13 protein-coding genes and 1 riboswitch are annotated in these 13,964 nt (G+C 44.4%); of the genes, 9 read left to right on the forward strand and 4 right to left on the reverse strand.

Annotated elements, in window-relative coordinates; all coding sequences use genetic code 11:
• Position 1 precedes the first annotated feature (1 nt).
• From rseP to P253_RS03585, 8 genes are all read left to right on the forward strand, one after another.
• Entirely contained in the window at positions 2–1,357 is a 1,356-nt protein-coding gene (rseP, locus tag P253_RS03550; RefSeq protein ID WP_016658201.1) for an RIP metalloprotease RseP, read from the forward strand.
• Positions 1,358–1,399: 42 nt separating this feature from the next.
• Positions 1,400–3,865 (forward strand): outer membrane protein assembly factor BamA, encoded by a 2,466-nt coding sequence (bamA, locus tag P253_RS03555; RefSeq protein WP_016658200.1) that lies wholly within the window; start codon positions 1,400–1,402, stop codon positions 3,863–3,865.
• A gap of 42 nt (positions 3,866–3,907) precedes the next feature.
• Positions 3,908–4,405 carry an OmpH/Skp family outer membrane protein gene (locus tag P253_RS03560; RefSeq protein ID WP_016658199.1) on the forward strand — a complete coding sequence of 166 codons (498 nt, stop codon included), beginning with the start codon at positions 3,908–3,910 and terminating at the stop codon, positions 4,403–4,405.
• 3 nt (positions 4,406–4,408) lie between these two features.
• On the forward strand, positions 4,409–5,479 hold the full coding sequence (lpxD, locus tag P253_RS03565; protein ID WP_016658198.1) for a UDP-3-O-(3-hydroxymyristoyl)glucosamine N-acyltransferase: 1,071 nt from the start codon (positions 4,409–4,411) through the stop codon (positions 5,477–5,479).
• Positions 5,480–5,484: 5 nt separating this feature from the next.
• Entirely contained in the window at positions 5,485–5,970 is a 486-nt protein-coding gene (fabZ, locus tag P253_RS03570; RefSeq protein WP_087662207.1) for a 3-hydroxyacyl-ACP dehydratase FabZ, read from the forward strand.
• A complete protein-coding gene (lpxA, locus tag P253_RS03575) occupies positions 5,967–6,755 on the forward strand; it encodes an acyl-ACP--UDP-N-acetylglucosamine O-acyltransferase (protein WP_016658197.1) in 789 nt (262 codons plus the stop codon). The genes fabZ and lpxA overlap by 4 nt, the downstream gene beginning before the upstream one ends.
• A gap of 141 nt (positions 6,756–6,896) precedes the next feature.
• Positions 6,897–6,983: riboswitch (glycine riboswitch) on the forward strand.
• Between the two features lie 132 nt (positions 6,984–7,115).
• A complete protein-coding gene (locus P253_RS03580; protein WP_016658196.1) occupies positions 7,116–8,366 on the forward strand; it encodes a D-amino acid dehydrogenase in 1,251 nt (416 codons plus the stop codon).
• A 243-nt stretch (positions 8,367–8,609) separates the two neighbouring features.
• Positions 8,610–9,518 carry an AEC family transporter gene (locus P253_RS03585; protein ID WP_016658195.1) on the forward strand — a complete coding sequence of 303 codons (909 nt, stop codon included), beginning with the start codon at positions 8,610–8,612 and terminating at the stop codon, positions 9,516–9,518.
• A 14-nt stretch (positions 9,519–9,532) separates the two neighbouring features.
• Here P253_RS03585 and P253_RS03590 read toward each other — a convergent pair whose 3' ends face one another.
• A complete protein-coding gene (locus P253_RS03590; protein WP_005177627.1) occupies positions 9,533–10,183 on the reverse strand; it encodes an A1S_1983 family putative colistin resistance protein in 651 nt (216 codons plus the stop codon).
• 97 nt (positions 10,184–10,280) lie between these two features.
• On the opposite strand from P253_RS03590, the gene ispF reads away from it, so the two are divergent.
• Complete coding sequence (gene ispF, locus P253_RS03595) at positions 10,281–10,769, forward strand: 2-C-methyl-D-erythritol 2,4-cyclodiphosphate synthase (protein WP_005177629.1); 489 nt, start codon at positions 10,281–10,283, stop codon at positions 10,767–10,769.
• Here ispF and P253_RS03600 read toward each other — a convergent pair.
• The 3 genes from P253_RS03600 to P253_RS03610 form a co-directional block, all read right to left on the reverse strand.
• Positions 10,757–11,281 carry a protein tyrosine phosphatase family protein gene (locus P253_RS03600; protein ID WP_016658194.1) on the reverse strand — a complete coding sequence of 175 codons (525 nt, stop codon included), beginning with the start codon at positions 11,279–11,281 and terminating at the stop codon, positions 10,757–10,759. The two genes, ispF and P253_RS03600, sit on opposite strands and share 13 nt — an antisense overlap.
• 64 nt (positions 11,282–11,345) lie before the next feature.
• Complete coding sequence (locus P253_RS03605; protein WP_005177632.1) at positions 11,346–12,437, reverse strand: 3-deoxy-7-phosphoheptulonate synthase; 1,092 nt, start codon at positions 12,435–12,437, stop codon at positions 11,346–11,348.
• A 127-nt stretch (positions 12,438–12,564) separates the two neighbouring features.
• Positions 12,565–13,455, reverse strand: coding sequence for a sulfite exporter TauE/SafE family protein (locus tag P253_RS03610; RefSeq protein WP_016658193.1), 891 nt, complete (start codon positions 13,453–13,455; stop codon positions 12,565–12,567).
• Positions 13,456–13,964: the final 509 nt, after the last annotated feature.

A 13,964-nucleotide genomic window follows, 5' to 3' on the forward strand; every position in this document is an offset into this window, starting at 1 on the left:
CATGAGTGCCTTATTTATTATTGTTGCGGCCATTCTTTTGTTGGGGCCGTTAATTGCAATTCATGAATTTGGGCACTACTTTGTTGCACGCAAACTGGGGGTCAAAGTCCTGGTTTATTCTATTGGTTTTGGCCCGACAGTGCTGAAATGGACCTCGAAGAAATCCGGTATTCAATATCAGCTCTCGGCTTTGCCTTTGGGCGGCTATGTCAAAATGCTGGATGAACGTGAGGGCAATGTGGCAGAAGAAGATCTGCCTTTTGCTTTTAACCGTCAGCATCCGTGGAAACGGATCGCGATTGTCGCGGCAGGTCCTTTAATTAATCTGGTTTTTGCGATTGTAATGTTCTGGATTCTGTTTTTACCGTCTCAGGAACAGCTGAATACCCGTGTTGGGAAAGTCTTGCCACAAACGCCTGCGGCTGAAGTGAATATGCAGCCGGGTGACCGGATTACCGCAGTCGATGGTACCCAGGTTAGCACCTGGGAAAAACTGAATTTTGCGCTGGTGGATCGTGCCGGTGAAACAGGTACCATTCATATTCAGGCCAACCGCGATGGTCAGCCACAAAACTTTCAATTACCGATTCAAGATTTCTTGAAAGATCAATCTCAGTCACCACTTGAGGTTCTGGGCTTTACGCCATATCGTCCGAATATTCCAGCAGTGGTCAGCAAACTGAGTGAAGATGGCGCTGCCATTCGTCAAGGGATGAAAGAAGGTGACCAGATTTTAGCGATTGACGGTGTTGTCATGAAAGACTGGTACGATGTGGTACAAGTGGTACAGGCATCGCCAGAGAAACTGTTGAAGATTGACGTGTTGCGTCAAGATCAGCGGGTACAGCTGGAAATTATGCCGCAGGCCAAACGCGACAATATGGGCAACACCACCGGTATGTTAGGTGTACAAAGTGACCCGGGAAAAATAACAATTCCTGAAGAATATAAACAAACCATTCAATATAGTCCTACAGAAGCCTTAATGATGGCGGTCGATAAAACCGGTCAAATTTCCTCGATGATTTTGAACTCCATCGTCAAAATGGTGCGTGGTCTGATTGGTTTAGATAACCTGTCTGGCCCGATTACCATTGCCAAGGTGGCAGGACAAAGCGCTGAAATGGGCTGGCAAACTTTTATTTCGTTTATGGCCCTAATGAGTGTAAGCTTGGGTATTCTAAATTTACTGCCAATTCCAATGCTGGATGGTGGACATTTGGTTTATTATTTTATAGAACTAATTCGTGGTAAACCTGTTTCTGAACAAATACAATTGGTTGGTTTAAAAATTGGTATGGTATTGCTCGGTAGCATGATGCTTCTGGCATTATTTAATGATTTTATGCGTTTATAACAACGTGGATAGGCAATAAATTTAACATTGGAAAAGACTGGCATGCAGCACACACATTTATTTATGCCTCTGGCACTGGTTAGTGCTATGGCAGCAGTACAACAAGTATATGCAGCAGATGAATTTATCGTAAGAGATATACAAATTGACGGACTTGTTCGTTTAACGCCAGCCAATGTTTATGGAATGATTCCTGTAAATAGTGGTGATCGTGTCAACGATGCCACCATTGCAAATGCAATTCGCAGCCTGTATGCCACAGGTTTATTCGATGATATTAAAGCTGCCCAGCAAGGTGATACCTTGGTGTTTCAGGTGGTAGAACGTCCGATCATTTCGAAAGTCGAATTTAAAGGCAATAAATTAATTCCAAAAGAAGCCCTTGAAGAAGGCTTAAAGAAAATGGGCGTGGCTGAAGGTGAAGTGCTGAAAAAGTCTGCTTTGCAAACACTAGAATCGGAACTTGAACAGCAATACATGCAGCAAGGCCGTTATGATGCCGATGTCAAAGTCATTACCACAGCACGTCCGAATAACCGCGTCGACCTGACCATCGAGTTTATTGAAGGTAAAGCGGCCAAAGTTTTTGATATTAATATCATTGGCAATACCGTCTTTAAAGACAGCGAAATTAAACAGGCCTTTGCAGTCAAAGAAAGTGGCTGGGCTTCTGTGATTTCACGTAATGACCGTTATGCGCGTGAGAAAATGGCAGCAAGCTTGGAAGCTTTACGTGCGCTGTATTTAAACCGTGGTTATATCAACTTTAATATCAATAATTCGAGCCTGAACTTAAGTGAAGACAAACAGCACATCTTCATTGAGGTGTCGATTGATGAAGGCGAACAGTTCAAATTTGGTCAAACCAAATTCTTGGGTGATGCTTTATATGCACCAGAAGAATTAAAAGCGCTGCAAATCTATAAAGATGGTGAAACCTATTCGCAAGAAAAGGTCAATGCGGTTAAGCAGCTGCTGCTTCGCAAGTATGGTAATGCCGGTTATTACTATGCAGAAGTGAATGTGGTGCCACAAATTAATGAAGAAACCAAACAGGTTGATCTGAACTATTACATCAATCCGGGCCAGCAAGTCACAGTACGCCGGATTAACTTCAGTGGTAACACCAAAACCTCCGATGAAGTATTACGTCGTGAAATGCGCCAGATGGAAGGTGCATTGGCCAGTAATGAAAAAATTGATCTGTCTAAAGTCCGTTTAGAACGTACTGGTTTCTTTAAAACCGTGGATATTAAACCGGTGCGTGTTCCGAATGTACCGGATCAGGTTGATCTTAACGTTGCGGTGGAAGAACAGCATTCTGGTACCAGTACCTTGGCGGTGGGTTTCTCGCAAAGTGGCGGTGTAACTTTCCAGGCCGGTTTAAGCCAGACCAACTTCTTGGGCACCGGTAATGCCGTGTCGATTGACCTGTCGCGTTCTGAAACACAAGACTACTATAACCTAAGCGTAACCGATCCGTACTTTACCATTGATGGTGTACGTCGCGGTTATAATATGTACTACCGTAAAACCAAACTGGATGATGACTATAACGTTAACAACTATGTGACCGACAGTTTCGGTGGCGGGATTAACTTTGGTTATCCAATTGATGAAAACCAGAGCATTAGTGCGGGCTTAAATATTGATCAGACAGAAGTGACAACCGGTCCTTATGTATCGACTTATGTTCGTGATTATCTACTTGCCAAGGGTGGTAAAGCAACAGGGCGTACGGATACCTTCTGTCCAGAGGGTTCATGGGATGAAGAAAATCGTGAATGTACTGCACCTCAGGAATTTTTTAATGAGTTTAAGGGTGATTTCTTAACTTATAATTTGAACTTGGGCTGGTCATATAATACTCTTAACCGTCCGATTTTCCCAACGACGGGGATGTCACATCGGGTGAATGCTGAAATCGCCTTACCGGGCAGTGATGTGGAATATCAAAAAGTCACCTATGATGCGCAGGCCTATTATCCGCTGGGTAAAGATTTTGTGCTGCGTGGCTATGGTAAAGTGGGCTATGGTAATGATTTACCATTCTATAAGAACTTCTATGCCGGTGGTTATGGCTCGGTACGTGGTTATGACAACAGTACGCTTGGTCCAAAATATGATGGCGTATACTTTGATGAAACTAATCAAAGAGATCCATCTCCAGAAGAAGTGGGTGGTAATGCTTTAGTACAGTTTGGTACTGAACTGGCTTTACCGGTACCATTTAAAGGCGATTGGGCGCGTCAGGTTCGTCCGGTGCTTTTTGCTGAGGGTGCGCAAGTCTTTGATACCCAATGTGATGTTCCTAATACGGCAGAAGAACGTCAATATTGTAAAGACAATTATGGCTTTGACTTTGGCAATATGCGTTATAGCGTCGGTGTAGGCTTTACCTGGATTACCATGATTGGCCCATTGTCCTTAAGTTATGCATATCCGCTGAATGAAAAACCAGGTGATGAAACCAAGAATATCCAGTTTGAAATTGGCCGTACGTTCTAAGTACGGTCTGTTCATGGATGCTTGAAATAGGGATAGATCAAGATGAAGAAGATACAACTGGCGGTTTTAGGTTTCACACTGTCCTGTGCCGCAGCGGCACAGGCGGCAGGTTATGGTGTGGTCAGCTTAGAGCGTGTGGTTGAAAGCAGCAGCTATTTAAAACAGCAAAATAGTGCATTGCAACAATCGCTTAAACCTCAAACCACTAAACTTGAACAGCTGGGTAAAGAGCTGGAAAATTTGCAGCAACGTGCCCAGCAGTCAGCAAATTTATCTGAAGCCGATAAGCAGAAATTATCGGCGCAGTATCAGGCCAAGTTAAAAGAATTTAATACTTTACAGCAAAGTTTGCAGACCAAAGTGCAGGCTGATCTGCAAAAAATGAATGACAGTTTTGAGCAGCGCATCAAGCAGGCAGCAGAACAATTGCGTAAAGAAAATAATTTAGATGTGGTTTTGAACAAAAACTCAGCACTTGCCTATGACCCTAAGTATGATTTAACTGATAAAATGATTCAAAAGGTTAATGCAATCAAGTAATCAATGAGTTATCAACATTATCGCTTAGAAGAACTTGCTCGTCTGGTCCAGGGCGAGCTGGTCGGTCAGGCTGATTTATGCCTCCAAGGTTTAGCGAGCCTGGAGCTTGCTGAACCGCAGCACATTGCTTTTGTCAATGCTGACAAGTATGTGGAGCAGGCAAAAGTATCTAAGGCGGGTGCTTTAATTGTCACGCCCGAGTTACAGCAGCAGCTTGATACGCATCAGAACTTTATTGTGGTGGCAAATCCCTATTTGGCGTTTGCAATTTTAACCCATGTCTTTGAGCGTAAGCACACTCAAACCGGTATTGAAAGTACCGCACAAATTCATCCCTCAGCGATCATTTCTGAAAGTGCTTATATTGGCCATTATGTGGTGGTGGGTGAAAATTGTGTGGTGGGTGATAAAACCATTATCCAGTCGCACAGTAAAATTGATGATTTTGTTGAAATTGGTAAAGAATGTTTTATTGATTCCCATGTCACTATTACTGGTGAAGCTAAAATTGCTGACCGGGTCCGCATTCATGCCAATACCGTAATTGGAAGTGAAGGCTTTGGTTTTGCTCCGTATCAGGGCAAATGGCACCGTATTGCACAGCTAGGTTCAGTACAGATTGGTAATGATGTGCGGATTGGTTCGAATTGTAGTATTGACCGTGGGGCGCTGGATGACACAATTTTGGAACATGGTGTCATAATTGATAACCTTGTGCAAATCGCCCATAACGTGAAAGTAGGTGCCAATACCGCGATCGCTGCAAAATGTGGTATTGCCGGCAGTACCATCATTGGCAAAAACTGTATTCTGGCAGGCGCATGTGGGGTCTCTGGTCATCTTTCTATTGCCGACAATGTGACTTTAACCGGAATGTCAATGGTCACAAAGAGTATTTCTGAACCAGGAACCTATTCTTCGGGCACCGGTGCATTACCAAATGCGCAATGGAAACGCGCGGTGATTCGCTTCAGACAATTAGCAGATGTGCCATTGACCCAATTGCAGAAAAGACTCGATCATATGCAGACTCAAATTGAGTCCCTTGAATCAACTTTAAAATTGCGTAAATAATTATGATGACTGAGTCGAATACCCCAACATTTACGAAACCTGAATTGCCAATGCATATTCAAACCATCCGTGAATATTTGCCACATCGTTATCCATTCTTATTGGTAGATCGAATCGTTGATGTAACTGACAATGGGATTGTGGGTTATAAGAACGTTTCGATTAATGAAGAGTTTTTACAAGGACATTTCCCTGAATATCCAATTATGCCAGGGGTGTTGATTGTAGAAGCGCTGGCACAGGTTTCAGGCGTGCTTGGCTTTATTATGAATAATCAGAAACCGACTGCGGGTGCATTATTCCTATTTGCCGGTGCCGAAAAAGTTAGATTTAAAAAACAAGTGGTTGCAGGCGACCAACTTGTATTAAAATCTGAATTAGTAATGCAGAAACGTGGTATTTACAAATATAATTGTATCGCCACGGTCGATGGCATTGTTGCAGCAACCGCGGAAATTATGATTTCGCATCAGAAAACAGAGCAAGCATGAGCAATAACCCCCTCATTCACCCCACCGCTATAATTGACTCCTCTGCAGTCATTGCGCCTGATGTGCAAATTGGACCTTATAGTATTATTGGTCCGAATGTCAGCATTGGTGCGGGTACAAAGCTGCATTCACACGTGGTGGTGGGTGGCTATACCCGTATTGGTGAGCATAATGAGATTTTCCAGTTCGCAAGTGTTGGCGAAGTCTGTCAGGACCTGAAATATCAGGGTGAAGAAACTTGGCTGGAAATTGGTGACTATAACCTGATTCGTGAACATTCCAGCTTACATCGCGGGACGGTTCAGGACAAAGGCATCACTAAAATTGGTAGCCACAACCTGTTGATGGTCAATACGCATATTGCTCACGACTGTATCGTGGGTGATCACAATATTTTTGCCAATAATGTCGGTGTCGCAGGGCACGTGCATGTCGGTGATTATGTGGTGGTGGGTGGAAACTCGGGTATTCATCAGTTCTGTAAAATTGACTCTTACAGCATGATTGGTGGCGCATCTTTAATTCTGAAAGATGTACCGGCCTATGTGATGGTTTCGGGTAATCCTGCGCATGCTTTTGCTATGAATATTGAAGGTATGCGTCGTAAAGGCTGGTCGAAAAATGTGATTCAAGGATTACGGGACGCCTTTAAACTGATTTACAAATCAGGATTAACCACTGAAGAAGCCATTCAGAAAATCCGTGCAGAGATTCTGCCAGAAGTGCCGGAAGCACAGCGTTTAATTGATTCACTAGAACAGTCTAAACGCGGGATTGTACGCTAACACGCTGTTTGAAGCTGATTCAAAAAACTGCTCCAATTGGGGCAGTTTTTTTATATCCAGATTTTGAGGTTTCTTGAACATCAGATACAAATTTCTACTCGTGCTTGGCCCGGATTTTGCTCATATTCAAGCTATACAATAAAAATTATTGCGGGAGAGCGGCACTTGGTGCTCGCCGAAGGAGCAACGACCCCGGAAACTCTCAGGCAAAAGGACCGTAATAATTCAAAAATCTGGAGAGAAGCACGTATCGTGCTCACCGAAGGGGATGGTTGAGCTGAATATCAGAACAATCGAAGCTCTCAGGTACCCTGACAGATGGGGCATCACGTCTGGAACAGCTGTTCCAAGGAGTGTTTTATGCCGCATGTTGTTGTCATTGGTGCAGGAATTACCGGGGTCACTTCAGCCTATGAGTTGATGCGTCTGGGCTATCGGGTTACGGTGATTGACCGGCATTTATACCCGGCGATGGAAACATCGTATGCCAATGGTGGCCAGTTATCAGCCAGTAATGCAGAAGTCTGGAATCAGAAAGCCACTGTACTGAAAGGCCTAAAATGGATGTCGCAAAAGTCGGCGCCGCTCTTATTAAATCCTGTATTTGATCTGCATAAGTATGGCTGGCTGATCGAGTTCTTAAGCAATATTCGCCACTATGAACACAATACCCAGGAAACAGTGCGCCTGGCACTTCTGGCACGCAAACGTTTATTTGAAATTGCAGAACAGGAACAGATTGATTTCAATTTGGAAAAACGTGGAATTTTGCATTTTTATCATAATAAAGCGGATTTTGACTTTGCAATTCGGGTCAATGATTTGCTCTGTCAGGGGGGGCTGGAGCGTTATCAGGTCAGTCTGGATGAAATCCGACAGATTGAACCAAGTCTAACTGGGCAATATTATGCAGGTTTTTACTGCCCGGGAGATGCCACCGGCGACATTCATAAATTCACGGTGGGGCTGGCTCAAGTCACCATGCAGCAGGGTGTACGTTATATTTTCGGCCGGGATGTTCATGATATTCAGCTAGACGCCCAGCAGGTACAGCTGAGTTATCGGCCAGCCATTGAAGATCCGCTGGCAGATCAGCCGATGGTGGAAACCTTACATGCCGATGCCGTGCTGATTTGCGGCGGTGTGGGGAGCTATCAATTGGCGCGACAGGTAGGTGATCGGGTCAATGTTTATCCGGTCAAAGGCTATTCCATTACCGTCAATTTACAGGATGAACAGAGCCAAAAGCAGGCACCTTGGGTCAGTCTGCTAGATGAAAGTGCCAAAATTGTGACCTCACGTTTAGGCACAGATCGGCTGCGGATTGCCGGAACGGCCGAATTTAATGGTTATAATCGCGATATTCGCCATGACCGGATTCAGCCACTGGTGCGCTGGGTGCAGCGGAATTTTGATATTTCAACCGAAAGCGTGGTGCCGTGGGCAGGTTTACGTCCGATGATGCCAAATATGATGCCGGTGATTCGGCAGGGCCAGCATCCACGGGTATTTTATAATACTGGCCATGGGCATCTGGGCTGGACCTTATCTGCGGCGACAGCATTGATGATTAGTCAGGAAATTGCGCAGCATTATCCGGTGACCGGGTAATGAGAACATTCAGTTAAGCTCTGTTTTAAAGTAACAGGGCTTTAGGAGAGATGCTGATCATCTGCCGGGTTCTGGCAAAATAAATCCATCAAAATGAAGCAAATCGCTGTCAATTCAATGAGCTATTTGGCTTATACTCAGGCTTTAAATAAAATATTTTCGTTTTAAGATTTTGAACTGCCATTAAAAAAATGGATTGAGATGCTGCCGTCCTGGGCAGACCGCGATATGTATGGATAAACGATGGCAAATATAATTCTGGTTGCGCTATTTCCTTTAATCTTTCTGATTGCGTTGGGCTATGTACTCAAGCGCTTTAGGTTTTTAGAAGATAAATTCTGGCAGGGTGCAGAAAAGCTCAACTACTATCTGCTGTTCCCGGTGATGCTGTTTTTGGGCCTGGCGCATGCCGAAATTCAGGCCAGCGAAATTCGCCACATGATGCTGGGAGCGGGTCTGACCCTGCTGATTGCGGTTTGTCTGTTATATATCTTAAAGGCGCTGTATGGCACTGCAGCGGCACGTTTTGGCGTGTATATGCAGGGCATGGTGCGTTTTAATACCTATATCGGTCTGGCGCTGTCGGCGTCTTTGTTTTATCAGCAAGGTATGGCGCTGTTTGCTATTCTGCTGGTGTTTTGCATTCCTCTGGTCAATATTCTCTCGGTTTTGGCTCTGACCATTTCAGAAGGGATGCGCTTGCAATCCATCCTGTTATCATTATTGAAAAATCCCTTAATTTTAGGCTGTATTGCAGGCGGGGTGTTTAATCTGCTGAATTTACGCTTATGGATTGGCTTTGAAAATTATTTAAAACAGATTGCCATTTCCAGTTTGCCATTGGGCTTGATGTGTATTGGTGCAGCATTACAGTTTCAGGGGCTGCGTAAAGATCTGCGGACCTTGTTATTAAACACTTTTGGACGCTTGCTGTTGATGCCGATGATTGCGTTGGCGACCTGTCTGGCATTGAATCTGCCGGCCCTGCATACCCAGATTCTGGTGATGTTTTTTGCCTTGCCGACGGCCTCATCGGCTTATATTCTGACCAAAGTTTTGGGGGGAGATAGCCAGCTGATGGCCAGTGTGATTAGCCTGCAGACTGTGTGTGCGGCGTTCAGTTTGCCATTGATTTTGTGGTGGGTGATGTAAAGCGCTGTCAGGTTTTAATCATAGAGTCGATAAATACCACTAAAACGCTCGCAGCCTTTTTGTTCAGTACGCACCGCCAGATAAGCCTTCTGAAAGTCGAGCTGGTAATTGCAGTCATGTTCATTGTCAATAATATGCTGCTTTTGCTGCGGTGAGGTATAGGCCAGTAAGGAAATGGTTTGGGTATCTAGCTTGTTGTTTGGACTGCGATAGGCCACACCTTCAATTTTAATACTGTCTTTATTCAGTTGATGAATCTGCAAATGTACCGGTTGCTTGGCCAGTTGTCCCTGTTCAAATTTCAGATAATGCTGGGTCATGCTCTGGTTCATCGAGCTAAAGAAATTTAACTGATCCAGACGCGCTTCAAACTGTTGTTTAAAACACTCGGTGGTTTTACACTGCTGCGCACGTTTAAACCAGAGCTGATGGGTATCTTGCAGAATACGCAGCGGGGCATCGGTCACCAGAAAAGCTGTCAGAAACTGATCATTGAGCTGCTCACGAATCTCCTGTAAATCGGCATGGCAGATTTTATTGAAAGCAGGCGTGTTGGCCTGCTCGCAATTGATTTTCTGTGCATGCGACAGCGGGGTGCCCGCGGCGCCCAAAAACAACAGGGTTCCAATGATTTTTATAAGATTCATCTCGGTTTTCAACAGCATGATCGCTTATACTTTCATTAGCTTGCGTAAGCTAACTATAGCGAAAGAGAAACTGTGAATACAAGATTTCAATCGTTTATTTCTGAAGGAGTTGAATATGGTTGCACAAATACGAATTGGGCAGGGAATAGACGTACATGCCTTTGAAGAAGGCGATTTTGTGACATTGGCTGGGGTTAAAATTCCACATACCCATGCTCTGAAAGCCCACTCAGATGGGGATGTGATTTTACATGCGCTATGCGATGCCTTATTGGGTGCATTGGCACTGGGCGATATTGGACAGCATTTTCCCGACACCGATCCTGAATTTAAGGGCGCTGACAGCCGGGTGTTGCTGAAGCATGTTTATCAGCTGATTTTAGACCGCGGTTATCTATTGAATAATGCCGACATTACCGTGGCCTGTGAACGCCCGAAACTGGCCAAGCACAATCTGGAAATGCGCCAGAGTATTGCCGATGTGCTGGATGTGGATGTGACTCAAATCAGCATTAAAGCCACCACCACGGAAAAATTAGGCTTTACCGGCCGTCAGGAAGGAATTCTGGCTACAGCTACGGTGTTAATTTGTCACGCAAAGTGATCGGTTTTCATTAAGGAAATTTGCAGTTCCTGGGTTGCTTTACGGCCCTGAAGTTGTAAGGCAACAGCGTGAATCAGACCGGTCCAGGTTTCATTCGGCTCCCAGATCTGGTGCAACATTTCCTGCGCGGTAGGCATGTCCATATTCATATAATACTGACGATACAAATACATCAGGCTGCTGACATGCTGATTGGTACCGCAATGCAACCACACCATCTGATCCTGCACCAGATGATCAATCAGGTCTAAAACCAGCAGACATTGGGCGTCAGATGGAGTTTCCCAAGAGATGGGCAGTTGTACATAGTTCAGGCCCAGTTCCAGACAGATTTTATCTTCATTGGCTAGATGCTGCTCGGCATCACTCAGTGCGACATTAACCACAGTGGTAATGCCATATTCTTTAATCTGACGTAACTGTTCCGCATTCGGCTGGCCGGATGTGTACAGGTGTTCATGCACAAACTGAAAGTGATCAATTTGGCTTAAAGCGGTTTCAATTTCATTCATCAGATAAAATTTCCTGCAACTGAAATGGAAACGCCATCTTGACGATGGCGTTTTTGAGTCAGTTTTAGCGGCTGGCTAAAACCTCTTTCAATGCTTCATGCATCTCAAGCAGGGATTTTTCAGTGGTTTCCCAGTCGATGCATCCATCGGTAACAGACTTACCATACTCCAAATCGCAAAGATTTGCAGGAATATCTTGACGACCGCCTTTCAAATGACTTTCGACCATAATCCCGACAATTGATTTATTGCCATCTAAAATCTGTTCAGTGATGTTTTTTAAGACCAGTGGTTGCAGGTACGGGTCTTTGTTGGAGTTGGCATGACTGGTGTCAATCATGATTTTGGTGCTGACTTTGGCTTTAATTAGCGCTGCTTCTGCATCGGCGACTGAACCGGCATCATAGTTTGGCTTGCCATTACCACCACGCAATACCACGTGCGCATAGTTGTTACCGCTGGTACGAATTACCGACACCTGACCATGTTCGTTCAGCCCCAGGAAGCTGTGACCATGTTTTACAGACTGCATTGCGTTGGTCGCAACAGTTAAGCCGCCATCGGTACCATTTTTAAAGCCAACCGGTGAAGACAGGCCAGAAGACATTTCACGGTGAGTCTGACTTTCTGTGGTACGCGCACCAATCGCTGACCAGGAAATCAGATCCTGATAATACTGTGGAGAGTTCGGGTCCAGTGCTTCAGTGGCACAAGGCAGACCTTTTTCATTCAGTTCCAGCAGCAGTTTACGGCCAATACGCAGACCTTTTTCAATATTGAAAGAGTCATTCATGTCCGGGTCGTTAATCAGACCTTTCCAGCCCACGGTCGTACGCGGTTTTTCAAAGTACACCCGCATTACGATGTATAAGGTATCTTTTACTTTTTCGCTCAGCACTTTCAGGCGGTCTGCATAATCATGTGCTGCCACAGGATCATGAATCGAGCAAGGCCCAATGACCACAAACAGACGTTTGTCTTTACCATCAAGAATATTGCGGATGGTTTCACGACCTTTCAGTACGGTGTGATAAGCAGAGTCAGTCAGTGGAAGTTCTGCTTTGAGTTCAGCAGGGGTCACAAGTGGCTGGATGCTTTTAATATTCACATCATCGATATCTGAAGGTGTAATAGGGTTAGACTGTAAAGTGTTCATTGCCGTCACTGGTTTAATCGTATACAAGATTGTTTAATAGCCTGAATATAACACGAATATAGCAGCCTATTGTTATAAAAAAGATCAATAGATTACTGAAAAAAAAGTGATGAATCGCAGAGATAAATTAAACTGGCGATGTTTTTTCAGCGCTCACCACCATCGCCGCTTCAACTGGTTGTGCCGGTTTGGATTTGACCGGGTTCAGCATAAAGTTCACCCCAAGCGCGAACAGGGTAATGCCCAGCACTTTACGGATAATTTTTTCAGGCAGGCGTGAGCTGACTAAAGTACCGACCACAATTGCCGGAATAGAACCGACCAGTAACCACATCAGCAGTTCAAAATCGACATTGCCCGAGGTCATGTGACCCATACCGGCGACAAAGGTCAATAAGACTGCGTGGACCACATCGGAGCCGATAATGCGGATCATTGGCAAGTTCGGGAACATAAGCACCAGCGCCATAATGCCGAAGGCACCTGCACCCACCGAAGATAGGGTGACGAACACACCCAGGACAATTCCCATCACCACAATCATCGCGCGCTTGTTGGTGGCCTTCAGGTCGACCTTTTCCAGGTCTTGAGTCATATCTGGCAATTCGTGTTTGCGATATTTGTTGAAAAATTTTTCAATCTGGCTGCGGAAAATAATAGATATGCCGGTTAGGGTCAGCATAAAGCCCAAGACCATGGTCAGCACAGCTTTATAATGCGTGGACTGGCTTAAATAGTTGTCGAGTACCCAATGCGTTGCAAAAGACGCCGGGATACTGCCGACAGACAGCCAGATCACAATTGGCCAGACGATATTCATTTTTTTGGCATGGACTAGTGAACCACAGAATTTGGAAATTGCGGCATAGAGCAGATCGGTACCAATGGCAATGTGCGGTTCAATCTTAAACAGGCTGATTAAAATCGGGGTCATTAACGAACCACCGCCTACACCGGTCACACCTACACAGAAGCCAACCAAAACACCTGCCAAAATAAACTCAACTGCACCAAACATGGGGATATGCCATACATCAAAAAACGTGCTTATCTTATGACTTTCGGATATAAGTCGTTGGCATGATTAATGATTTGCTTATTCTAAAAAATGCTAAAGATGAGAAAAAGATCAACATTTATAGTGAAACAGCGTGGAGTAGATCTATCTGAAATCTGCTGGATTTAAAGCTGAAAAAAAGGGGATTTTTTAGTAAAAAGATCAGGATGTGCAGGGCTGAATAGGCAGATTTTGTGATGACAGCGCAGCAAAATGGAAAGATAAAAAGATTAAAAATAGCAGGAAATTTCACTTTAAATTTATTATTTGTATATTCAGTGTCATTACATAGAGATGACATGTGTTGGAGTTTGGGATTTTATTTGATCAATCTTTCAGCATGATAAAAAGTTGCTGATGGTCATGAAACTGCAAGTCAGGTGGAATAGAGTGAAATAAAGCGGTGAAAGCGTAATAAATGAATGAGCCCAGCACAGCATCATCAATCAAACCTGATAGCCATACTGGAT

It is taken from the genome of Acinetobacter indicus CIP 110367 (assembly GCF_000488255.1).
GTDB classification, from domain to species: Bacteria; Pseudomonadota; Gammaproteobacteria; order Pseudomonadales; family Moraxellaceae; genus Acinetobacter; species Acinetobacter indicus.

What these genes read in the sequence shown, in the direction of transcription:
- P253_RS03590 (WP_005177627.1), bottom strand. Translation starts at nt 10,183, where the DNA reads ATGCTGTTGAAAACCGAGATGAATCTTATAAAAATCATTGGAACCCTG.
- P253_RS03585 (WP_016658195.1), top strand. Translation starts at nt 8,610, where the DNA reads ATGGCAAATATAATTCTGGTTGCGCTATTTCCTTTAATCTTTCTGATT.
- P253_RS03610 (WP_016658193.1), bottom strand. Translation starts at nt 13,455, where the DNA reads ATGTTTGGTGCAGTTGAGTTTATTTTGGCAGGTGTTTTGGTTGGCTTC.
- P253_RS03580 (WP_016658196.1), top strand. Translation starts at nt 7,116, where the DNA reads ATGCCGCATGTTGTTGTCATTGGTGCAGGAATTACCGGGGTCACTTCA.
- lpxA (WP_016658197.1), top strand. Translation starts at nt 5,967, where the DNA reads ATGAGCAATAACCCCCTCATTCACCCCACCGCTATAATTGACTCCTCT.
- P253_RS03605 (WP_005177632.1), bottom strand. Translation starts at nt 12,437, where the DNA reads ATGAACACTTTACAGTCTAACCCTATTACACCTTCAGATATCGATGAT.
- rseP (WP_016658201.1), top strand. Translation starts at nt 2, where the DNA reads ATGAGTGCCTTATTTATTATTGTTGCGGCCATTCTTTTGTTGGGGCCG.
- P253_RS03600 (WP_016658194.1), bottom strand. Translation starts at nt 11,281, where the DNA reads ATGAATGAAATTGAAACCGCTTTAAGCCAAATTGATCACTTTCAGTTT.
- P253_RS03560 (WP_016658199.1), top strand. Translation starts at nt 3,908, where the DNA reads ATGAAGAAGATACAACTGGCGGTTTTAGGTTTCACACTGTCCTGTGCC.
- bamA (WP_016658200.1), top strand. Translation starts at nt 1,400, where the DNA reads ATGCAGCACACACATTTATTTATGCCTCTGGCACTGGTTAGTGCTATG.
- fabZ (WP_087662207.1), top strand. Translation starts at nt 5,485, where the DNA reads ATGACTGAGTCGAATACCCCAACATTTACGAAACCTGAATTGCCAATG.
- lpxD (WP_016658198.1), top strand. Translation starts at nt 4,409, where the DNA reads ATGAGTTATCAACATTATCGCTTAGAAGAACTTGCTCGTCTGGTCCAG.
- ispF (WP_005177629.1), top strand. Translation starts at nt 10,281, where the DNA reads ATGGTTGCACAAATACGAATTGGGCAGGGAATAGACGTACATGCCTTT.